The 23,260-nt window shown below is 38.8% G+C and carries 24 protein-coding genes and 1 pseudogene; 4 read left to right on the top strand and 21 right to left on the bottom strand.

From position 1 onward, the window contains the following. Positions 1-35: 35 nt before the first annotated feature. The gene (locus IEW67_RS04615; protein ID WP_188631894.1) at positions 36-1,448 is read right to left on the bottom strand and encodes a glycoside hydrolase family 18 protein; all 1,413 of its coding nucleotides are present in this window, start codon (positions 1,446-1,448) and stop codon (positions 36-38) included. Between the two features lie 199 nt (positions 1,449-1,647). Continuing rightward, on the bottom strand, positions 1,648-2,892 hold the full coding sequence (gene cypC / locus IEW67_RS04610) for a CYP152 family fatty-acid peroxygenase CypC (protein ID WP_188631893.1): 1,245 nt from the start codon (positions 2,890-2,892) through the stop codon (positions 1,648-1,650). Positions 2,893-3,060: 168 nt separating this feature from the next. Here cypC and IEW67_RS04605 point away from each other — a divergent pair, with 168 nt between their 5' ends. Continuing rightward, a complete protein-coding gene (locus tag IEW67_RS04605) occupies positions 3,061-3,354 on the top strand; it encodes a DUF3219 family protein (protein WP_188631892.1) in 294 nt (97 codons plus the stop codon). Positions 3,355-3,392: 38 nt separating this feature from the next. Here IEW67_RS04605 and thrB read toward each other — a convergent pair whose 3' ends face one another. The 3 genes from thrB to IEW67_RS04590 are packed head-to-tail and all read right to left on the bottom strand — an operon-like array spanning position 3,393 to position 6,657. Continuing rightward, positions 3,393-4,295, bottom strand: a complete 903-nt coding sequence (gene thrB, locus IEW67_RS04600; RefSeq protein WP_188631891.1) for a homoserine kinase — start codon at positions 4,293-4,295, stop codon at positions 3,393-3,395. Next, positions 4,292-5,353, bottom strand: a complete 1,062-nt coding sequence (gene thrC, locus IEW67_RS04595; RefSeq protein ID WP_188631890.1) for a threonine synthase — start codon at positions 5,351-5,353, stop codon at positions 4,292-4,294. Before thrC ends, thrB begins: the two co-directional genes overlap by 4 nt. Further along, the gene (locus tag IEW67_RS04590; protein WP_188631889.1) at positions 5,350-6,657 is read right to left on the bottom strand and encodes a homoserine dehydrogenase; all 1,308 of its coding nucleotides are present in this window, start codon (positions 6,655-6,657) and stop codon (positions 5,350-5,352) included. The genes thrC and IEW67_RS04590 overlap by 4 nt, the downstream gene beginning before the upstream one ends. A 213-nt stretch (positions 6,658-6,870) precedes the next feature. Between IEW67_RS04590 and IEW67_RS04585 the strand changes: the two genes are divergently transcribed. The 3 genes from IEW67_RS04585 (at position 6,871) to IEW67_RS04575 (ending at position 8,877) form a co-directional block, all read left to right on the top strand. Beyond that, the gene (locus tag IEW67_RS04585) at positions 6,871-7,290 is read left to right on the top strand and encodes a MarR family winged helix-turn-helix transcriptional regulator (RefSeq protein WP_188631888.1); all 420 of its coding nucleotides are present in this window, start codon (positions 6,871-6,873) and stop codon (positions 7,288-7,290) included. A gap of 83 nt (positions 7,291-7,373) precedes the next feature. Continuing rightward, the gene (locus IEW67_RS04580; RefSeq protein ID WP_188631887.1) at positions 7,374-7,976 is read left to right on the top strand and encodes an alpha/beta hydrolase; all 603 of its coding nucleotides are present in this window, start codon (positions 7,374-7,376) and stop codon (positions 7,974-7,976) included. A 139-nt stretch (positions 7,977-8,115) separates the two neighbouring features. Beyond that, a complete protein-coding gene (locus IEW67_RS04575) occupies positions 8,116-8,877 on the top strand; it encodes a DUF3891 family protein (RefSeq protein WP_188631886.1) in 762 nt (253 codons plus the stop codon). Between the two features lie 455 nt (positions 8,878-9,332). Here IEW67_RS04575 and IEW67_RS04570 read toward each other — a convergent pair whose 3' ends face one another. The 16 genes and pseudogenes from IEW67_RS04570 to IEW67_RS04500 all read right to left on the bottom strand — a co-directional run bounded on the left by IEW67_RS04570 (position 9,333) and on the right by IEW67_RS04500 (position 22,486). Continuing rightward, positions 9,333-9,914, bottom strand: coding sequence for a CBO0543 family protein (locus IEW67_RS04570; RefSeq protein WP_188631885.1), 582 nt, complete (start codon positions 9,912-9,914; stop codon positions 9,333-9,335). Positions 9,915-10,243: 329 nt separating this feature from the next. Further along, positions 10,244-10,948: an N-acetylmuramoyl-L-alanine amidase family protein gene (locus IEW67_RS04565; protein WP_188631884.1), complete on the bottom strand. Its 705-nt coding sequence runs from the start codon at positions 10,946-10,948 to the stop codon at positions 10,244-10,246. Between the two features lie 48 nt (positions 10,949-10,996). Next, a complete protein-coding gene (locus tag IEW67_RS04560) occupies positions 10,997-11,845 on the bottom strand; it encodes a polysaccharide deacetylase family protein (RefSeq protein ID WP_188631883.1) in 849 nt (282 codons plus the stop codon). A 298-nt stretch (positions 11,846-12,143) separates the two neighbouring features. Further along, positions 12,144-13,013: an acyltransferase family protein gene (locus IEW67_RS04555; RefSeq protein ID WP_229671678.1), complete on the bottom strand. Its 870-nt coding sequence runs from the start codon at positions 13,011-13,013 to the stop codon at positions 12,144-12,146. Between the two features lie 73 nt (positions 13,014-13,086). Continuing rightward, positions 13,087-13,266: pseudogene (locus IEW67_RS18460) on the bottom strand (acyltransferase family protein); the annotation flags it as partial. A 73-nt stretch (positions 13,267-13,339) separates the two neighbouring features. Next, entirely contained in the window at positions 13,340-14,002 is a 663-nt protein-coding gene (locus IEW67_RS04550; RefSeq protein ID WP_188631881.1) for a GDSL-type esterase/lipase family protein, read from the bottom strand. 371 nt (positions 14,003-14,373) lie between these two features. Further along, a complete protein-coding gene (locus tag IEW67_RS04545) occupies positions 14,374-16,158 on the bottom strand; it encodes a sensor histidine kinase (protein ID WP_188631880.1) in 1,785 nt (594 codons plus the stop codon). Further along, positions 16,155-16,841, bottom strand: coding sequence for a response regulator transcription factor (locus IEW67_RS04540; protein ID WP_188631879.1), 687 nt, complete (start codon positions 16,839-16,841; stop codon positions 16,155-16,157). Before IEW67_RS04540 ends, IEW67_RS04545 begins: the two co-directional genes overlap by 4 nt. Positions 16,842-17,113: 272 nt before the next feature. Further along, positions 17,114-17,491 carry a hypothetical protein gene (locus tag IEW67_RS04535; protein WP_188631878.1) on the bottom strand — a complete coding sequence of 126 codons (378 nt, stop codon included), beginning with the start codon at positions 17,489-17,491 and terminating at the stop codon, positions 17,114-17,116. 245 nt (positions 17,492-17,736) lie between these two features. Beyond that, entirely contained in the window at positions 17,737-18,027 is a 291-nt protein-coding gene (locus tag IEW67_RS04530) for a type II toxin-antitoxin system RelE/ParE family toxin (protein ID WP_188631877.1), read from the bottom strand. A 43-nt stretch (positions 18,028-18,070) separates the two neighbouring features. Then, entirely contained in the window at positions 18,071-18,337 is a 267-nt protein-coding gene (locus IEW67_RS04525; RefSeq protein WP_188631876.1) for a hypothetical protein, read from the bottom strand. A 602-nt stretch (positions 18,338-18,939) separates the two neighbouring features. Next, positions 18,940-19,218, bottom strand: coding sequence for a hypothetical protein (locus IEW67_RS04520; protein ID WP_010529332.1), 279 nt, complete (start codon positions 19,216-19,218; stop codon positions 18,940-18,942). 163 nt (positions 19,219-19,381) lie between these two features. Then, positions 19,382-19,633 carry a DUF3923 family protein gene (locus tag IEW67_RS04515; protein WP_188631875.1) on the bottom strand — a complete coding sequence of 84 codons (252 nt, stop codon included), beginning with the start codon at positions 19,631-19,633 and terminating at the stop codon, positions 19,382-19,384. 587 nt (positions 19,634-20,220) lie between these two features. Beyond that, positions 20,221-21,630, bottom strand: coding sequence for a VWA domain-containing protein (locus IEW67_RS04510; RefSeq protein ID WP_188631874.1), 1,410 nt, complete (start codon positions 21,628-21,630; stop codon positions 20,221-20,223). 299 nt (positions 21,631-21,929) lie between these two features. Next, positions 21,930-22,157 carry a hypothetical protein gene (locus tag IEW67_RS04505; RefSeq protein WP_188631873.1) on the bottom strand — a complete coding sequence of 76 codons (228 nt, stop codon included), beginning with the start codon at positions 22,155-22,157 and terminating at the stop codon, positions 21,930-21,932. A gap of 50 nt (positions 22,158-22,207) precedes the next feature. Beyond that, the gene (locus IEW67_RS04500) at positions 22,208-22,486 is read right to left on the bottom strand and encodes a hypothetical protein (RefSeq protein ID WP_188631872.1); all 279 of its coding nucleotides are present in this window, start codon (positions 22,484-22,486) and stop codon (positions 22,208-22,210) included. Positions 22,487-23,260 lie beyond the last annotated feature (774 nt).

Below are 23,260 nucleotides of genomic sequence, written 5' to 3'. Positions count from 1 at the left end.
CCTTTGAAACGGTATAGCCGTCTCAAAGGGAAACATTAAAATTTTCTGATTCGAAAATTGCTCTGCAGCATCGGCCAATTTTGCGGGAATGGGGTGCCAAGCGCCCAATAGCTTACACCTCTCAGACCATATTCCTTGACCGTATTATATTTCGCTTGAACACTGCGGGCATCTTCAAACCAGACCTCATGCCTCTGGCCGCTCTCATCCGTATAACGGAAAAACGGTGACTGGTACGTTTCATTATATTGAATAGCTGCGCCATACTCAGCTGCCAGTTGAACCGCTTCTTTCGGACTCAACGTACTGGCTGTCGTACCCTCGACCCATGGAATGTTCCAATCACGTCCATATAAAGGCATTCCCATCACGATTTTGTCACGCGGAATCACGGTTATAGCATAATCCAGCACATTCCTTACTTCATTAATCGGGGCGATTGCCCATGGTTCACCACCGGCCCATCCCCATTCATATGTCATCAATATGACGAAATCGGCAATTTCACCGTGCGCCTGATAATCATGAGCTTCGTACAACAGTCCTTTTTGATCAGCATTCTCTTTCGGTGCAAGAGCTGTCGTAACCAGAAACCCTTCAGAATGCAGCCCGGCCACAACACGCCGCAAAAAATTATTATAATTCCGGCGGTCTTCCGGATATACATATTCAAAATCAAAATTGACGCCCGCATACCCTTTTTCGCGCATGGTTGTCAATAGATTACTGATCAATGCCTCCTGTACTTCGGAACTGCGCAGCACAGCCGCAGCCAAATCCGAATTAAACTCACCCCCGGTGAAATTGGTCACCACCATCAGCGGCGCAACATTATTAGCCTTGGCGGCCTCAAGCACCGGCTGATCAGGAAGTTCGGTTAGCGTTCCATCGTCACGAACACTGTACATGAACGGAGAAAGATACGTTAAATATCTGCCCAAACGCATCACCCCGGGAGCACCTTGATTGTCTACCTGTGTTATATAAGCATTCACTTCCGTAAAGGGCTTTGCTGAAACAGGAATCCTCAACGTTTGCCCCGGAAATATCAGCCCGGGCTGTCCGATATCATTGACCGCAATAATGCGTTCAGCGCTAATACCATATCGCTGGGCAATCCCCCAAATGTACTCACCTGCTTGAACAGTGTGCGTAATATAAGGGTTGATCAGCATTTGTCCGACAAAAATTAATGATGGATCTGTGATATTGTTGGCGACAGCCAGTTCCTGGACCGTCACTCCAAACATCTGCGCAACCTGCCATAATGTGTCCCCAGGCTGAATAACATAGTCATGGCCGGGTTCCGGAATCACCAACGACTGCCCGACAACCAGCACATCCGGATTTGTCAGTTCATTCAACAACACGATTTGATTCATGGCCGTTCGATATTGTTGTGCTATTTGCCATATTGAATCTCCGTTTTGCACAATGTGAATCTGCATAATTTATCCCCCAATTTATATACTCTGCATATCATTCTATTCATTGGGGGGTTGTCCCATTAACAAATTTTAATATAACGAAAAAACGCCCCCTAAGAGGACGTTTTTTCGTTGTAACGTCAAAATTATAAATTATGGGTGACCTTATAAGAAAGACGTCGACGTTCGTATAAACAAGGTGAATGCCGCGTTTTTCCAATTATTTATTTGTTACCTGATTTATCATCAATCTGCTCTTCGGCAAGGGCGGGATTCGTATCATACTGTAATCCAGATTCTGCGTTGGCAACTGGTAATCGATCTTATTTGCCAAAAATTCCAAGCTGATTTTCATGACATCAATTGTGATCCACTCACCGGCACAACGATGCCCCATACTATAATCACCACCACCCTGAGGGATAAAATTAAATGGACTGCCATCCCATTCTTCAAAACGCTCCGGTCTGAACATATCAGGGTTGTCCCAAATTTCAGGATCATGATTTGTTCCATAAATATCTAGAAGCACAAGGGTTCCCTTCCTAAAATGACACCCTCCCCATTTGAAGTTGTAACGGACTCTCGCTCCTAAAAATGGCGCAAACGGGTAGTAACGGCGGACCTCCTGAGCAAACATCCGTTTGTCTTTATCATTACGCGTCTGAAGTTTTGCTTTTGTTTCCGGAAAATCATGCATTGCCAGCGCACCAAATGTCACATAGCGTCCAATGGCTGTAATCGGTCTCAGGACATTCAGCAATTCCACTGCCGCAATTTGCAGACTCAGCAGTTTGCCATTCAAGTTCCGGTGCCAAGCTATTTCATATAAAGCCGTCCCTTCTCGTGGGTGCCGATCCCCGCTCCGAACCTGACGGATAAGACGCCTGACCCATTTCTCGGAGCGGTTGCGAGCCATTCTGCCTTTCCAATGCCTGGGCCCGACAGCACCAAACGCATCAATCATGGCTGCAAGGTCACGCGCCCGCTGATTCAGTTCACTGGCAAACAGCGGCACATCAGCCCATTCACAGGCTATGCGGCACATTAGTTTTTCGGATTCATGAAGTAATGACAGTTCCCGCTTCTCTTTCCAGTTATCAATTGCAATCCGCCATTGTTTTCTGGTTATCGCCCTCAGTTCATTAAGATATTCAGATGTCATGAGCGACATAAACAGGTGCTTCCGATGCTTATGTGCAGAACCGTCCAGTCCCTGTACGCCACCTTTGCCAAATAGGGATTCCTTAATGCGACTCGGCGCAGCACCTTTTCGTTTAAATTTTGTCTCATCATAAAAAACTTCTGTAGCCTTTTCTCCGCCCATACACACCACTTTTTGTCCAAACAGCCTTGTGTGGAAAATATCCGATTGAAATTTCCGGCGCCTGTTAGGGATGTAAAAAAAGCCTTCTGATACCAAGTCGTGAGTATGATCCAAGCCTTGTTCACGCGGAATTGCCATAAGCCGACCCCTTTCGGTGATATTTGCTACTTATTCTTTTCCCCTCGTACTTAAAATTTATTCTAGTTTCAAATGCAATAGCCGCCTTGCAACAGGCCAAAACATGGCAATCCATAATCAAAGCTGTTACGATTGAAAAAATTGGTTTAGTCTATAGAAGGTGATCACATGGATCAGACAATTATCATCAATGATATGGAAATTAATGCGTTTAACGTTCAGGTAGGATCAACCAGGAAGAATGGAGTAACGCGAATTACATTGAGCTTTGACTTTGAAGTGACCCACGCAGCATATCATGACGTCACAACGTTACTGTATAAGAATGATTTCAGGGTGAAAGTCCCCGAAAAAAATCTCGAATTTCCAGCTGCTATCAGCAGCTATTCCACGTCAGTCGTCAATTTATACGAACCGGGGGCCGTCGGTAATTTTAATCTTGAACTGACTGAAAAAGAATAGCAAAAACTAACCACACAGACTTTATGTAATCTGTGTGGTTATCGTAACCGTTCACTGGTTGTAACCGCCCCACCGTAATCTATTTCAAGTAATGCTACATTATGATCCGTCATAAGATTGCTGAGGCGGTCTGCGATCGTTTGGCCTTTACCTTTTGGAGCAAACGAAATCATCGTCGGTCCCGATCCGCTGATAACCGTTCCGTAAGCACCGGCCTCTTTCGCCTCACGCTTAATATCCTCATAGCCTGAAATCAGCTTGGCACGGTATGGTTCGTGGAACATATCACGTTCCATCATTTTACCTGCCAGTTCAAGGTCGTCTGAAGCAAGCGCAGCAATCAGCACATTGCTGAGGGCACTCGCTGTAGCCGCATCCTCCCGTTTATAAGTTTCGGGCAAAACTTGTCGGGCGGATTCTGTCGTCAAATCTTCTTCGGGGATATATACGATCACATCAACTTCCGGAACCGGCAGTTGAATCCAGTCGATTTCACCGGCAGTGACAGTCGATATGACAAACCCTCCCATTAGAGTTGGGGCAATATTATCCGGATGACCCTCAATTTCAGTGGCGAGCTCCAATTTCTCTTCAGGTGTTAAAGGTAAATGACATGCCTTGACCGCCAGTTCAATGCCGGCAACAATTGCAGACGCGCTGCTGCCAAGCCCGCGTGCCAATGGAATGTCACTGTAGACAGCCATTTTGCACGCAGGCAGCTCAGCATGCCAGCGCGCTGCAACATCATGGGCAATCTGTACAATAAAATGATCCTCAGCGTTTGTAAGGATCGGCAGATGCGGTGAGTGCTGCACAATCTCCCATTTATCTGAGGGTGAAATATCGAGTGTGAGATATAAATTCAAAGCCAATCCCATCGAATCAAATCCCGGCCCAATATTCGCCGAACTTGCCGGAACACGTACCCTGAACGGCTTCATGCTTCCACCAGCTTTTCAATATAATCCGTGATCGTTTTCTCATCATTTGGCAAGGTAACAGGATCCTCATCAATTTGATCGATTGCCGTTTGCGGATCTTTTAGTCCGTTACCGGTTAAAACAGCGACAACCTTTGACCCTTCAGCAATTGTGTTTTGCTTTCGCTGCTGAATAATACCTGCAATCGACGCGCAGGAGCCCGGTTCGGCAAAAACACCTTCTTGCGTTGCCAAAAGTTTTTGAGCGTAAGCAATTTCTTTATCGGTCACCGAACCTATTTTTCCCCCGGAGTCGTCCCGTGCCTGTACAGCAAGGTTCCAGCTTGCCGGGTTACCGATGCGAATAGCTGTGGCAATGGTCTCAGGGTTTGAAACCACTTCATTTCGAACAATCGCGGCGGCTCCCTCTGCTTCAAAACCAAACATATATGGAAGTCCTGTCTGCTTCACCTCGTGATACTCTTTAAACCCTTTCCAGTAGGCACTGATGTTGCCTGCGTTTCCAACAGGGATACCTAGGATGTCAGGGGCGGATCCGAGCACATCGCAAACTTCAAATGCTGCTGTTTTTTGTCCTTCCAGACGATATGGGTTAACCGAGTTAACGAGTGTTGCAGGAGAACGTTCACTGATTTTCCGGACAATTCTCAGGGCGTCATCAAAATTGCCGTCAATCTCTACGATATCCGCTCCGTACATGACAGCCTGAGCCAGTTTTCCAAGCGCTATTTTACCTTTAGGAATAACAATGATTGCTCTGATGCCGGCTCTGGCTGCATAAGCTGCCGCTGAAGCGGAGGTATTGCCTGTTGAGGCGCAGATCACCGCATTGCTGCCTTCTTCAACGGCTTTGGCAACTGCCAGCGCCATCCCGCGGTCTTTAAATGAACCGGTCGGATTGGCACCTTCCACTTTGCCATATAACTCAATCCCCAATTGCTCAGATAAGGTTGAGAAATGAATCAGGGATGTATTGCCCTCTTGCAGTGAGATCTCCGGGGTCTTGTCCGTAACCGGCAAATACGATTGATAGTGTCTGATTAAACCTTGCCACGTCATTCCTCAGCATCTCCTTCTACTTTATAAAAGCTTTTAGTATCAATCACTTCGTCAAGTTTGCTGAGGGCTTCCAAGGCCTGATGCATTTTTTCAAGTGAAGACTTATGAGTAATCACGACAATTTCTGCCGCATCCGCGTCTTTTAACGGATTTTGCAGAATTTGCTTAAAGCTTATATCAAACTCATTGAATAAAGACGATATCCTAGAAAACACACCCGCTTCGTCTTTTGCATAAAAACGCACATAATATTGACCAAAACGCTGCGCTTCTGTTTTCAATTCCTTTTCAAAACGGGGTTCAACGAATTGACTGCCGGTAACACCGCGATGCATATTTTTAATGACCGCGACAACATCTGAAATAACCGCAGCAGCAGTCGGCATGCTTCCCGCTCCGGCGCCGTAGAACATAGCTTCGCCCACTGCTTCGCCATATACATACACAGCATTATATTCATTTTTGACATCTGAAAGCGGATGATCTTTGGAAATAAGTGCCGGCTGGACATTCACTTCAACCTGCTTACCATCAAATTTCGCAAAACCAATTAGCTTCATAGTGAATCCAAGGTTATCACCATATTGCAGGTCAATCAAATCTATACCATTTATGCCGGTTACTTCGACATCGGCCAAATCAATATGGGTTGAGAAAGCAAGCCGGCCGAGAATTGCCATTTTTCGGGCCGCATCAAGCCCCTCCACATCAGCTGCCGGATCAGCCTCAGCAAAGCCAAGATCCTGAGCTTCTTTCAACGCTTCTTCATAGCCGACGCCTTCATTGTGCATTTTTGTTAATATGTAATTCGTTGTTCCATTTACAATCCCCATTAATTGTTCGATGTGATCGGAGGCAAACCCATCTGTTATCCCCCTTAAAATGGGAATCCCGCCGGCAACGCTCGCCTCATAATAAAAGTCACATCTATTTTCTGCCGCTGCTTCATGTAATTCAGCACCATAAAGAGCGACAAGATCCTTATTGGCTGTAACCACATGCTTTTTGGCTTTAAAAGCTTTTAATATTGACTCACGTGCTTCTTCAATACCGCCCATTACTTCAACGATGACATCGATTTCCGGATCATTTAAGACATCATCTGAATTTGTTGTGAGCAGTGTCCCATTAGTCTTGGCATCCACATCACGTGCTTTATTCGGATTACGCACCAATGCACTTTTAACATGGACATTGCATCCGAGTTGATGAGCCAGTTTTGCCTGATGCTGTTCAATGAGATCTATGACACCTGAACCCACAACTCCAACTCCTAATAGACCGACTGATACACTATCTTCCAAATCATCACCCCATATTCAGTTTAATATGATATTTCATACATTTAAACACGAATAGCGGCATATGGCAATAGCTAATTTTTAAACGACGTCGTTTCACCTTCCTACCCGCGGTAATAAATGGATTCAGTTGACATATATTCGGCAAATCAATTATAATTAATTTGAATTCAAATTAAATAAATTTAATCTAAACGTGTTTGGAGCGAAATGGTTATGCATGAAAATCTATCATTAAAAATGTTTGTTATTCTAATGAAAGCTTCGAAATCAGTAACCGAATATGTCAAAAAAGACATCAGCCGGTATGATATGAAAACGAACGATTTTGCTATCCTGGAAGCCTTGTATCACAAAGGTGAATTGACTGTGAAGCAGATTTCTGAAGCAGTACTTATTAATGCCGGATCGATGACATATGTGATTGATAAACTGGAAACAAAGGGGCTGCTCAAACGCCAGCCGTGCAAAGATGATCGCCGTTCTATATACATTCATATCACGGATAAGGGAAAACAGCTGATGGATGACATTTTCCCCAAACACAAAGAAGCAATTGAGGCGTTATTTCAAGGGCTGAGTATTGATGAGAAGAAAATGGTTATCGATATCCTGAAAAGAGTTGGACAACCGTAAGTTATATTCATACTGCCGTTGATTAATGTGGCTGGCTATTGTTGTTAGCTGAAGGTCAATGAAATAAGAAGGGAGAATTCATCATGAAATATGTCTTTCAAAAAGGAAATGACCAGACAAAACCAACATTATTATTACTCCACGGAACAGGAGGCACGGAACAAGATTTATTGCCGCTTGCCGGTGAAATCGATAAGGAGGCTAATGTGCTGAGCGTCCGCGGAAGCGTCTCAGAAAACGGCATGCCCCGGTTTTTTAAACGGCTGGCTGAAGGGGTATTTGACGAAGAAGATTTGATTGCCCGGACAAAGGAATTGAATGAATTTCTTGATAAGGTTGCAGAAGAACATGATTTTGACCGCCATAATGTAGTCGCAATCGGCTATTCGAACGGTGCCAATATCGCAGGAAGCCTGTTGTTCCATTATCAAAATGCTTTAAAGGCTGCCATCCTGCACCATCCGATGGTACCGAGAAAAGGGATTGAACTGCCGGATCTCTCCGAAAAAAGCGTCTTTATCGGAGCGGGAACTAATGACCCGATATGCTCAGCCACGGAATCAGAAGGACTCAAATCCTTGCTTGAAAATGCGGGTGCCAGTGTTGAACTCCATTGGGAAAACATGGGGCACCAATTGTCGATAGGTGAAGTAAAAGCAGCCGCTGAATGGTATAATAATCTGTAACTTGAAATGACAGCTTCTCATATAAAAAATCGTTCGGGAGACCTCCGAACGATTTTTTTACAGTAGATAAGTTTTGATAAAATCTTATTTTAAATATTGTCACATATTTCGTATACTAAAAGTAGAAAGGGTGTCACAAATGATTGTAAGAGAACGCCAAAACGAGTACATTATGATTGAACAAGATCATCATGCGCGGATTTCCGGTCAACTGGCAGCCAACCTGAAAGATTCATTTTTTATAGAGGAGATATGGAAGCAATCCGTTCTCTATGCGATCGAAAACCATGACTATGCATGGAGGATGATCGACAAACAGCCATTCTGGAATGACCAAAAACAAGAGCCCTTTATGTTCACTGATATCCCCAACCCAGTTAAAACTGTTTTTTATAAACACGGTATTGATGAAGTCGAAAAACACGATTCATATGCTGCTCTATTATGCAGCGAACATTACACACGCTTCCTTATTGACGATCCGAAAGACGAATCACAGCTATTTGTCCAAAATGAACGAGACCGCCAGCAGAAAATTATTCATAGGATAGAAAATTATGATAAGGACATATTTGGTGTTCATTACAGCTTATTACAATTTTTTGATAGTCTTTCATTATATCTTTGTCTGAACGAGCCCGGGTCAGCCAAAAAAGATGAACATCCGTTTTTCAAAGATGGCATACCTGTCCCGCAGCATCTTACTTTCTTTCATAAAAATAAAGTCGGCATTTACTGGAAAGATAACGGAACAGTTGAAATGGATGTCTTCCCATTCGGCAGCCCAATAGACGTAACCATTCGTCAGAAAGCCGTGCCCAAAAAAGCCATCGCAGAAAATGGATTGATCAGCAGCTATGAACTGGCAGACGTTAATTCAGCATCCATTCAATTGTTTTAACAATTTATAAGGTATGGAAAAAGACACTAAGTATTTCACATACCGTGGAGAAAATTAAGAATCTCAGTTTGATTTTCTTATGAAATATCAACACTATTAGGCCGCTATTAACAGGGTAATTAAATGAAAAATAATGCATTGTCAAAAAAACATTACTTTTGAGTGGTTTTTGGCATAAAAATGTAAGGGGGTGGGACATAGCTAAAACGTTTAACATTAAGACGAATGATAACTGGTATATGTAAGTGTACCGTTCGGATAAGCTTTACCACCGCTACGGAAAAATGCTTCGCTGGTTTAGATGAAACAAATTATACTATAAAAAGAAAGATCCGGATTGATTCAAAATCTAACTTGAGGTGTTTTAAATCATCGTTCGGATTTTTTCTTTGATTTATTACTTTTGTCCTGGACCCATTCTTTTTTTAAATTATTCAACAATCGCGCCCGTTAATTTAATGATTCTCTTCTTTAATTTCCTTTTGCTGCAACCAAAGAAACAAGTTTGTAATAAGTTTAGAAACAATAAAGACTATTACATAAACAAAGAATAAATAAACATAGTTCATTCCATCATGCATATGAAAAAAATGAAAAAAGTGCATAATTGCTTTTACTCCAAAGGTATAAATTGCTGATAATAATAAGGAATATAGGTAAAAATTCTTCTTATTATTTAACGTCCATTGATATAACAACATATAAGCCACTGGTATTAATGAACCATCTAAAGAGAAACTTGGTAAAATGGGAATAAGTTCATAAGGGTAGTCCCACAGACCAAAGCTGCGAGCAATAACATCCACGTAAAACATCCAGACATGAATATTGAGTCCATAAAAACCAAGAAGTAACATCTTACGTTTATCTATAAAAATAAACAATACAATAAGAGGCACAACTGACATTAACATTAGTATCCAAAATTGCCATGAATCAAAGCTTGAAAATGATTTCCAATACTCTATTTGAGATTGCGCTACCTCCTCAACCATAGATCTTATTTTATTTAAAATATCCGATTGGTACTGCGCCATTTACTACACCCCTAATTAGTACATATATTTATCGGATATTTTAACCACTGGTTTCTAAATTATTCTTAATCGACAAACTGGCTCTAATGCTTAAGAGGTGCAGATCCTTACTCCGGAAAAGCGCCCGTTTAATGAAAATCAACTTCAGTAATTTTAGTTACAGCAATAGAAGTTTGCTTTTTTTGTTTTCCATATATGTATATTTTCCTGAGACTTATTGATTTGTTTTCGTTTCCTTTTATAAAAGGAAACGAAAACAATTATATACACTGGATAAAGCTATCATTCCATTTTCATATTTATAAGTAGTTTTATTCAGATCACTGATCCTAAAAGAGCCAATCTCCAATACCCTGTTCTTTTGACTCCGATCGGTATTCTTTAATCCCATCCACAATAGATGCGGCTACGCTTTTTTGAAATTTGTCTGTATACATTTTAGATTCAGCCTGGGGGTTCGTTAAAAAACCCACTTCAATCAACACGGCTGGCATGTTCGTATCCCTTACAACAAATAAATCTTTCTTGTTTATCCCACGATCTGAAAATCCAGTTGCATCGACCACATGTTTTTGCATTGTTTCGGCCAAGAGACGGGAGTCATCATGATAATAAAATGTTTCCGTTCCTGATACATCTGGGTTGGAGAAAGTATTTCCATGAAGAGATATAAATATGTCCGCATAAAGCCTATTGGCGTATTTGGGTCTATATCGGCTTGTCTGGGAAAGAAAATTATCATCATTCCTTGTCATATAAACCTTCATGTTAGGGGCTTGTTTTAACATCTTTTCTACCTCTTTACTGAGGCTTAAGGTAAATTCTTTTTCATACCGGCCACTAGCACTTGTAGCACCCTTATCTTTTCCGCCATGTCCCGGGTCAATGACTACCTTATAAACATCATCCCCTTTATTGTTTTGAGCAGTATTCTCATCGTTGTTGCTGCTAGTATTGGGATCATCGCTACCACAAGCAGTAAGCAGTATTACAAAAAATGAAATTAACATAATTATTAACATATTTTTTTTCATCGTTATCCTTCTTTCTATATTTTATCGACCTTGATCAATTTTGGTTGATTACATTTTTATTCGGTGGCATCGGTCATAACATTTGAAATGCATCACCGGAACGGAGGTATCAATTTTTTTCATCTGAAAACCATGGTTTGTCAGCCAATCCAACAATTCCGGTAAATATTTTGCTGTATTTGAACTGTCATGAAGTAACACAATCGATCGGATTCCTCTCTTTTCTTTTTTTTGAATTTGATGAATCGTGTTGGTGACATACTCCTTGCCCGAAAGGTCCCAATCATCGCTGTCAATATTCCAATCCCATATTTTGTAGCCATGGGATTTTAAGGCTTTTCTAAAAGGCTGAATTAAATAAGGCACGCTGCCATAAGGAACACGGACCAGATTAGAATGGAAACCTGTGATGTTTACCAGTGTTTTTTGAGCTTTATTCATTTCCTGAAGAACCGTTTGTTTTGAACGGTAAAACTGTTCCAGGTCATGTGTTACACCGTGTAAACCTATTCCGTGACCTTTTCTGACTATCCGTTTCACTGCCTCAGGGCGTTCTTTCATGTGAGGTTCCAGCATAAAAAACGTCGCTTTAGCATGATAGTTTCGTAAGGCAGCAAGAATCTCATCAGTATCAGTAGAAGGACCATCATCGAAGGTTAAATAAACGATTTTTTCTTTAGATGTTTTTGATTCAGTTGATGATTTGTTTGTTTCGTTTTCGGAATTACTTTGAATCTCCTTTTTCACAATTGTTGTTTCGTGTATACCTTCTTTGGATGAAGAAGCAGAATTTCCAACGAAATAATATAGTAGAAAGGCAATAGCCAATAGGGCAGCCAAACTGATAACGACGTTCCTTTTCGTATGGCTTCTCCCACCAACCCGCCTTGATGTCATTGTGTTAACCATCCCTTCTCATCTATGATTTATTTCACTATGCATAGATTAATCGGCAAAAATAAAGATGAGATAAAGTTGATATGAATACCAATTAAAGAATTTAAAAGAGGTGTTTAGGTAGATATAATTTTTAAATGAAAGCTTTTAAGAGAACCTAATTACGTTTGGTAAAAAAAAAAGACCGTCGCCCAATATCCCGGATGTAAATGGATATCAGACAACGATTCTTAATCAATAAATTCACAATCCTTATAGTATCTGCGAATGGAGATTCTAAGCTGTCAGATTAAATTCGTTATTGCTTTTCAAACACACCTGTTAAGTCACTGGTGCGTCCCTTCTTTCTCCATGTACCTCCTTTCACTTTATAACGGACAGGTTTTTCAATAAACTTCCAGGAAACCGAAGCAATCAGAAGAACGGCTGCAATTTGTATAATTATGCGAAATAAAGACTGCCCATCCGCTGTTGCAGATGAGAAAGTCAACACAATCACAGGGTAATGCCATAGATAAATGCCATATGAGCGAACGCCTAACCAACGTAGTGGCCTGAAGCCCAGAATACGACTGATCCAAGTTGACGGGTGAACCGCAGCGCTAATTACTGCAACAGTAGCCAAACATTGAATAACCATTCCACCACGGTAGAGAAACGTATCGTATTGATTAATCTGCCAAAACATCCAAAATAGGATGACAAGACCGGCTGTCCCCACTGTTTCGAAGGTTATTCTCAAACATTTGGTATCAAAAACCTCTCCAGCCATTTTTTCGCTGGGCAAGCAGAATGCAAGTACTGCCCCAATCAATAAGGAAAACGCACGCGTATCGGTACCGTAATAAATCCGGCTTGTATCCATTAATCCCGGTTGGTGAAGAAGAGCCATATCAAGGACAGAAGCAAAGGCCAGAAGAACAATCGTCCCAATTAACCACTTACGCTTTGGCATTAAGGTGATCCCTAATATAAGGAAAAATGGCCAAAATAGATAAAACTGCTCCTCTACAGCCAGAGACCAAAGATGTAACAAAGGGGAAGGTTGACCGAATTGGGCAAAATAACCGACATCCGTGATAATGTACCACCAATTCGACATATAAAGAAACGAAGCCAACCAATGCCCCCAAATATCGACAAATCGGGAAAAGTGAAAGATGACCATCCATCCTCCTACCACGATTAATAAAAAAAACAATCCCGGCAGTAGGCGACGGGCACGGCTGCAGCCAAAAATCTTTTAGGTCGATTTTTCCTTTGTTTTTCCATTGCCTCATCAAAATGTCCGTAATCAAGTACCCGGATAAAACAAAAAATACGCCAACACCCAAAAATCCGCCAGGTACCCATGCGAAACCAAAATGGAAAGCAATCACTGCACATACAGCAATTGCTCTTATTCCATCTAGTCCCGGCATATAACGACCTTTTATCTCTCCGGGAAGGTTGTTAACCATTGGTTGTTTATGCCCCATGATGATACGCCTCCCTTTATTGTTTTTGGATATAGCTTAGTAAAAGAGAATAAAACCTCGACTTCAAATGGACACCATCCTTAACATGTAAATTCTGGTGCTTTTCAAATAGTGGAGATAAATCAATGTAATCGACCTTTACCTGTGATGCCATCTTTTGAAGCCCTTTATTATATTTCGGGATATTTTTATAACGCGGTTCTTTCTTTAAAGCAGCTTGGGTCACTGGTGTTACCGATAAAACATGAATCTGCGTATCCGGCAATTTCTTTTTTATTTTTTCTATGAATTTCTTGTAAAACTTCATCGAATGTTCAACAGGGTGGTCAACAGGCATGAGAAGATCATCCGATCCCAACAGAATATAGATGCTTTCAGGTGCTTGGTCTACAATTTTATCGACATTTTCCATGGCAAATTGAGTGGTTGCCCCCGCACTGCTGATCACATGGTCACCATCCAACACATCGGATAGCCCTTTAAAAATGGAATCTCCATAAAACAAGTCGTTATCGTAATACGATAAATCCTGACTTTTCTCATGCGAAGAATCGTTTTGATCTTCATTTTGATTTTCACCTTGATTTACGTTTGCCTTTTCATTTTGTTGATCTCCACAGGCTGTAGTAGATACAGCAAGAATGACCATAAACAAACTAAGAAATATCTTTTTCTTCATATCAATAGATACCTCCTACATGTTGATTAAGGCTTTCTGGTTTTCCCTACTCCTCGCAAAATAGATATTTCACAAACTTGGATCATGGCTGAGAGCTCAAGGTGTAGATCCCCCCTTTTTATAATGATCTCAATAAAATATGATCCTAAAGAAACCAAAAGATCCCTTTCAGTACAAAGGTTAAAAGATAGGGTTAAAGATCGGGTGAAGTTGAAATAAAGATCAATTAAAGAATCACAAAATGTGTTACGAATTGAAGAATTCATGTGGTCTAAATTCTGTAATACGTATAAAAAGCCATCCGTTCAATATCCCCATGAACAGATGGCTTTTAAATCATAAATTCAATTTTTATAACGTTTTTTTAGAGTCTACTCTTTTTTATTCAAATAGAAGTAAAACAACACGCCATATTCCGTATTTGTTACACCATACGCCACACCATGAAGTTCTAAAATATTTTTTGAAATAGCAAGCCCTAAGCCCGTACTTCCTTCCGAACGACCGCGAGACGTATCACCACGATAAAAGCGATCCCATATTTTCTCTAAATGTTCTTCTGCGATAGGAGCCCCGTTATTTTCCACACTTACTTTTACACGATCCTGCTCTTCTATCGTGGAAATCCAAATGTTTTTATTTTTCGGTGTGTAACGAATCGCATTGGTAATAAAGTTCGTAATCACTTGTTCAATCCGATGCTGATTTGCAACAACCTTTGTCCCGGATAGGTGTTTATGAACATGTAATTGTTTATTAGCGATGTCTAAAGCTAATTGTTCGCAAATATGCTCGATAACCTGATCAATATAGAAGACATCCATTTCCATTTTGTACGTGCCGGATTCAAATTTTGCCAATTCGAGCATATCAACAATGAGCATATCCATCTTATCGACTTCTTTTGCCATTGCGTTAAAATAATAATCTTTTTTATCCTTAGCGACACCATCTTCTAAAATGGAGATACAGCTCTTCAATATACTCAAAGGTGTCTTTAATTCATGTGATACACCGGAAATAAATTCTTTACGTGTATGTTCCAGTTGTTTTTCCTTCTCGATATCCTCCTGCAATTGGTTAATATGCGAATGCAGCGTGGTAGAGAGTCTATTAATATTGTGTGATAACGCACCAATTTCATCTTTTGACCTGACAGGTATTGTCTCGGAAAAATCCAAATCGGCAATCTTGCTTGTCGTATCGTTTATTTGTAGCAATGGTTTGGCGATTTTTTTTGAATAATAAAAGGATGCCAGAACAATCAGGAGCAGTACAAATATAATTAAGTAAACATAATAATCTTCTAGCATTTGTACAGCTTCATCAATTGGCTGTAATGATGTCATAGCAAAAATGTAAGATGTTTCACCATTCGCATCTTTAATCGGTCTGATTAATATTTTGTAGTTAATATCATTTTGCTCATAGTCCATTGTTTTCGCATGGCCATTATAATTATCTTTAAATAGCAGGTTTGCCTGAAATTGTTTGATTTGTTCGATAAATACACGATTAGTGTAAATAGTTGAACGTACGGATCCTGCGGGTAATTGTAATTTCTTAATTTTTCCCGTTAAATATATCTGCAAGCCTCCTGCTGGAGAGGGTTCTGTTTCAGTTATGTTTCCATATAACTCTTCCGAAAGCAGCGTATTCTCTAATCCTAAATTCCTGTTCCGATTGGTTAAAATGGCAGGAACTACTGTATCATCTTTCATTACCCCATCAATCATAATACGCTTGCCCTGTCCTAAATTAAACTTGACCCTTTCTAAATCTTCTAAACCGATAAAACTGTACAAAGGGATGGTAATATCACGATTAGCGAGGTTCTTATTCAGAGAAGCATCTGAATGAATTTTCACAGAAAAATCATCTGTGTATTTAATATTTCCTGCACTATTCAACGTTGTAATCCACGTCGAATGTTCCTGGTAGAAGTCCTGCTCCAGCCTTTTAATTGCCTGTACATTTTCCCCGGCCTTCAGGTATTCCTTCTTAAAAGATTCAATACTCGTTTTAATGTCATTTACCTTTTGGGTTGCATAATATTGCTTAAAAAATACAGTTTGTCCAATATAAATCGTTGCTAAAATGAGCATGCACAATAATATTGTCAGCAAAAATAATTTTAATACAATGCCTTTTTTCATGTTATTCCCTCAAATTTATAGCCAGCTCGAATAACCGTGACAATACAATTTGCTTTAGTGCCTAACTTATACCGCAGATTACGGATGTGGCTATTGATTGTGCGATCATCACCATCAAATTCATAGCCCCATACTTTAGTGATAAGTTGTTCCCTTGTAATAATAATCCCTTGATTTTGCATTAAATAGGTTAATATTTCAAACTCCGTGTATGTCAAAGTGATACTTTCCCCATCTACTTTCACTGTTCGTGTAGGGAAGTGGACACGGATACCCTTACTGATTAAAGTATCTTCATCAGGTAACTTACCTGCCCGGGCATAGCGGCTATCAATTAATCGTTTTACTCTGGCCAGCAAAATTGGCGGACTGTATGGCTTTGTGACATAATCATCAGCACCTAATTCAAAACCTAGCAGTGTATCATCTTCATCCGCACGTGCTGTCAACATAATAATCGCCACATTGGAAGTTTTGCGTATTTTTCTGCAAATGGACCATCCATCTAACTCCGGCAACATAATATCCAGAATAATTAAATGTATGTCATGTTCTTCAAAAATAGTTAAAGCTTCATTTCCATCTACTGCTTCTAATACTTCATATCCTGCATCTAATAAATAATCTTTAACGACTTCACGTAAAATGTCTTCATCTTCCACAATTAAAATTCGTTTTTGCATTGTTTTCCCTCACAAATTTAAAAGGTTCTCCATAAAACTATCATACTGATGTAAAGATAAGATAAAGATGAGATGTACATTTAAGTAAGAATCGTGAACCTTAATCCTACGAAATAATGGAGAGTGATCGACTCTCTAAATTTTCAATTCCGCCAATGAAATATTCCGATATTTATCCAACAATCTGGCTCAATTCTGCAATACAGGGCGCAAGTCTTTGTTCCAGAAATGTGACCTATTGCTTAAACAACATTTCAGTTCTTACTCACAATTTAATGGTTTCCCTGTAACTTGTTATTTACAATATCTCTGAGTTTAGGGAATGCAAAAATCATAACAACCGTTAGCAATATAACCACACATAAAGAGCCAAAAACGCTATATTCAAAATCAATAAGTTCAAACCAAACTTTACTTGCCAAAAACATTACAACAAGCATTACCAAATAGGGAAAGAGCATTATAAAATAAAATCCTATACCTTTTCCAAATTTGAAAAATGAGTTCCATTTATCCTCATTCTTATTAAATATCCATCCTAAAACTTGGAAAGACATCAAGAGTACACCAACATAAAAGGCAGAACCTATGATATATAACAGAACATAGGAAATAAGAAGCAAAAGAATATCCATACCCACCACCTTCATTAATCCTATCCTACAATATGTCCCTTTAAAGCAATATCGGGAGCACACTATTCCAGATTTGCGCCCGATTGATGAATAATTTTATTTTCTCATTGGTTCAGCCAAATCACTGACATATATAAAAGACCATCCTTAAAATTCTACTTGATTTATTCCTTGAATTTGTCCTTAGTTACTATTGCGTCCCTTTACTAAAGGAAGAAAAAGCACCTTCGCTTATTGTAGAAAGGTTCCCTATACGGGAATTATTTCTTTCTTTTCCGCTTTGAACGTGCGGGTAAAATATTAATGACATCAATCTCGCAATCACTTTCGTAAACTGTATAAAAAATCAAATAATTTAACATTCGATGACGGCTTTTTCCGTATGTAAGGCAACGGAAACCTTTAAAAGGCCCCTGCTCGACCATCTTTCCGGCATATGGAAAAGAAGATAACAGCCGATCGATTTCATCAATCATGTTATCTTCTTTAGAAAACCACCATTCAAGCACATCTTCCCCTTGTCCCGAAAAAAATGCTTGGATTTGATCCAAGCATTTATTAAACTCTTCCGTAAAATGAACTGAAAACTCCCGGTTATCTTCTGTCATGCCGTGATACCTTTAACTCTTCCGCGGTATATCGTCTCATATCCGGATTGTCAAGAAAACGTTGCAGTGATTTCTTTAATTCCGGATACTCTTGGATTTCTTGTTCCAAATTATCGGGCTCCACATTCATGGTAGATGTATCATGTGCCTCTAAAGAGATTAGTTTTCCATCAACAACAAACATTGCTGAATTTTGATCATTCATGGCATTCACGAGCTCTTCTTTGACATTTTTGCTTAAAGGTCTCATCATTCCTCACCTCAAAGTTTACGTTTAATTATTACTCTTATTATAACACAGTAAGATACATCCGGAACATCATCGCATTATTTCATCAGTGATGATCCCCGTTTTTAATCCTCTCCTTTCCATGCATGAATACACTTTCGCATTTAAAATATTTACATTTTTTCACTGATTTTTGGGTAGCTGTTCTTCAACTATCTGCCCGACCGATGGACAAATTTATTCTGCAACTGCGCCCGATTGATGAAGATTGAACATCGTCAAATCTCCTTTATTTTTGATGACTATCTTTAATAAAGAACCCCCTAAATAGGGGGGGATTTGTAAATTTATTACTTTTTCTTCCAATAAACATTTTCTCTCTTATGTTTAATGCCATCAATCCAAACAACGCCTTCTTCCTCACTAACTTCAAATACTAACATGACTTGATATAGACCAAGTCTTACCCAGTAGCTTTTTAAAATCCCATTGGGTATTGTTTAGCAGTTAAAATGGGCATATATGATAGACGTTCAAAAGTATCTAGATAAATGCGTTCTTTAACTTCTGAGGGATATGCAAGTATATTACTCAATTCATCAAGGGCAGTTTGTGACCAATAGACATTATAAGTTTTGTTCACTTTCAAACTCCCTAATTTTACTCTGAAGATATTTTAGTCCCTGCTCTTGATTGTAAATACGTCCATTTGTACGATCTTCTTGACTTTTCTGTACTTGGCGGATGAGTTCCTTATCCCTGGTAAACAGGTCTAAATCAAATTGATCAATGGCTTCTCTTTCCCGTTTCATGTTTAGATAACCAATAAAATCATATACTTCTGCTGCATCTTCTTCGTGAATATTGTCAATTAGCTGTTTTAGCTCTTCACGATTAACACTCATTTTAAACACCGCCTCGTATTTACTAACACCATTATATCATGTGAATGCATCATTTACATAATTCCTTCTAATGTCAAAATCCCCCCTTTTCCTCTGCTTAAACTGAATTACTTATAACTTCAACATAATAGTCCAATCCTGCACATTATACGATAATCGCGCCCTATCCCTGAACGGTCATTTCTTTATTTCTTTTGTTTTTAATAACCAGCATTGCAACTAGCCACCCAATTTGAATGAGCAAAGGGATCAAAAAAGGTAATGCTAAAACCAAAATATTTAACATAATGATTTCCGGAGTTTGAATAGCACCGGTCGCATCTACGTCTCTTTGTGCTAAAAAAATCGATCCTGCTGAAAAAAAGGCCAACCAAAAAGCATTTACGATCCACCAAGCAATCCAAGCAAATTTCACCAAACCACCCCTCTTATGAACTAATAGAATAAAAGCCATCTGGCCCGATTCAGAAGTACGCAATTGCTCAATTAGCGCGCCCTATAGCGGCACAATTTATGGTCTATGTTATAGGTTTGATGATGATTGATTATTCCCATCTTGAGACGGTTGAAAGATTAATTCGCAATCCTTACAAAAAAGATATGTAGATTTCTTGTTTCGGTATCGAACCCACATTACAATTATGACGATAAAAACAATGGGCCCCAAAAACAATTCAAAACCGGCTAACGGCATTTGCCTAACAAGGAAAGACCCGACAAAGGCAATGCCAAGCGTAAATAAAAAACCAAAGCATCCCATGCGATCTCTCCGTATCCCCACTCGATGGCTGTGACATCGGGGACATGTTTGCCATTCCATTATAAATCCCTTTCCTTCCTAAGTAGTTATTAGATAATCGCGCCCGATTGGAGAACAGTCGTTTCCGATATCAGATAGTATTAAAGCTTAATTATATTACTGAACGTATTTTTATTTATGACATTATTTAAACCTGATAAAAACAAACAGGGACCTGATGTTTTAAAATTAGATCTCACAATCTAATTCCTGGTTTGTTTATTATATTTTTTGTTTATTTTCCTTTTTATCTCTTTAATCGTTTCCATACTGATATCCTCTAAATCCTGTTTAATCTCGGATACTGATTTTTTTACATCATCCTCTACTTTTTTGGCCTTTTCCTGAAGCTTTTCCATTTGCTCAGTTGTAATAATTTCTTCTTGGTGAGCTATGTTAATCACTCTATAGAGATGACTCCACTGAGATAAATTTAGACTGGTCCAATCTCCTATATGATTCATAATGTCAACGCTGTGTGAAGGTGCAGCACTTTCAGCTTCAGACATAGCCTGTTGCTTCCATTCCTCCCAAGCATCTAATATTTCCTGAGCATTATTGAATTCATCTTCTAACTCATCTTGATTATTCACCGTTGTATAAATTCCATTTGATGCCTCTGCCATTTTTTCTAATTGTTTCTGGGCCTTTGCATCAGTTTGAAAACCAATAATATTAATAATTGGTTTAGCATTAGACTTAGAAAACGATTTTGCAACTTTAACTGGATCTCCACCGCAAGTTCCAACGCCATCGCTAACTAGATAGATTAGGTTTGTATTATTCTTAGAATCAAATTCCTTCATGGATTTCATAGATTGTTTTAGAGCTGAAGCGATGGGAGTCCAACCCTTAGGTTCAAATTTATTCAATGCCTTTTGAAACTTTTTCTTATTATATGGAGCAAAACCATATACTTGTTCTATCGCACTACAGGACATGTTCTTATCCGATTCAGCACCAGTTCCTTTATGGCCATAGACACGCAATGATACGTTTGCTTTTTCAGGTACGTTTGATAAAAATTTATTAATGGATTCGTTTGCTAACTCCATACGGGTTTTTCCGCCAGAAATAGCTGCCATACTCCCACTCGAATCCAATATTATTTCAATGTTATAGTTTTGTTTAAATTGAAACCGTGAATCAGGCAATTCCGGATTGTCAAAGTTAAGAAATTGCCATTTTTTAATTAAATCTTTCGGGTTTGGAAAATCATGCGAAACTAGCTTATAAAAGTATTGAAAATAATTATTTAATTGTTCATCACTTGCATTTTTTGAAAGAGGTTCCAATCTTTTTAACTCTTTAATAACTTTCTTTTCTACTTTATCGTTTTTAAGATCCTTTGACGCATATCTTCCTTGCTTTTGATGAATGAAACCTGCAGTATCAGTTGGAACCTCTGGCAGAGTTTCTAAAAAGGTATTGTTTTCAGACCCCTTCTCTGTTTGATTATGTACATTAACAGCCTCTTTATCATTCTTTTTTTCTGTTTGTTCATTTACTCCAGTTTTATCTGAACCAGAAGTATCTTCATTTGAATCATTACTACAACTAACCAATAACAGTAGTGATATCAATATAATTGTAAATATCCTGATCTGTCGCATGTTAAACTACCCCTTTCACTTCAATCGGCTCATCAAACTGAACTGTCTATAAACCAAACTCAAACAGTCCAATTGGTGTTGTCTTGTTCTCTTTGGCAAATTGGTATTGTTTTTTTATTAATCCTTCTTCCGGAATGGCGCCCGATTGCGGTAACCTGGCAACAGGTTTGAGTTATAGAACTTTATTTCAAAGCAAACAACTTTTCCTAATCAAAGAGCTTTATTATCGTGGAACAGCCACGCCTTAAACTATCAAGTTTATAGACTAAGATCTGATCTCGCATTTCGCATTTTTACCACTACACACTAAAAATAGCAATAATTATTGCCAGTACAGAAAGTGTTAAACTTAAAATTTGCATTCTCTTATTGTCTATTTGGGTTATTTCTCCATCTATAAGACTTTGAATCCTATGTATAAATTCATTTGCTTCATATTTTTGTGATCGAAGGTTTTCTTTAAATCCAGCTCCATCATAAGGATTTTCAATATCCAATAATTCCGAGAATAAATCACCTTCTTTCATAAGCTTCATCGATTCTAATTGTGTTGAAGTAAGATTTTTGCGAGTTTCCTTTAAATCTTTTTTCTTTTTTGTTTACTGGCATCGGTAAACGTTTTCAACAATTCCTTTTGTACTTCTAAATATTGCTTGTTTATTTCCACATACCATGTATTGATCGAAATAGTATCTTCATATCCCGAAAAAGGCTCTTCCAGCTCATATTTTCTTAGGATTTCCTGTAACCTTTTTCGTTTAACACTTGGATTAACGAAATTACTATCAGTGTATCTCCCTATAAGTTCTCCTTCATTTGCTTTTTTATATGATTGTAAAAATTCATATTCAAACATTTTAGATCACCTTTATTGTGATGTTTTTAACGGATAATCATTCCATTCGGAAGCTTATCTATATCATTTCGAATTTTTTAGGAATCCCTAAATTCACTTTTTAAAAGCCGATGGAAGAACCGTGATCTTGCTTTGCGTCTGTATAAAGTTTTTGTTTCCTGAATCTCAATCAATGTTTCCATCAAACGCCAATCTCGCTCTTCAATGCGGGTCTTAATTTTCTTTATAATAACACATAGTTAGTATACCGTATGCAAATCAACCCTTTTATTTAACATTATAGAACCAACAGTTATTCCATATAATGGCCCTATTCAGAAGGACGCACCTATTCGATTAGCGCGCCCGATTCCAGTACTTTTTATGCCGTATTCTCTTTATCATTTATCAAATTAAATAATTCATAAAGTATAATAAAGGAAACAGCCGTAATCCCAAAAAAGAAATAAAGTTTCTTAGGCAAATCAAAGATAAAAGTAAGAGTACCAAAAATTAGAAAAAATAAAATTGCTGTGATGTACTCTTTTTTCCTTCCACCTTTATCCTTATGAGGAAATACTACATTTAAAAATATAACAATAGGAATAATTATTGCCAGATTAAAAAGGATGTCTTTTGGTAAATTAAAGGTGAATATTAACAGTATAACCTGAATTATTCATAGCTTCACGTCATATCCTTCAGTGATTCCGTTATGACGGCACTTTTGAGCATTGATACTGATCACCCAAAAAGTGAAATTGAAATAAATGAAAAAGAGCCCAACCTTTGGTA

It is taken from the genome of Lentibacillus kapialis (assembly GCF_014646635.1).
Lineage (GTDB): Bacteria > Bacillota > Bacilli > Bacillales > Amphibacillaceae > Lentibacillus > Lentibacillus kapialis.
This window is presented reverse-complemented; position numbering and strand designations above follow the sequence as displayed.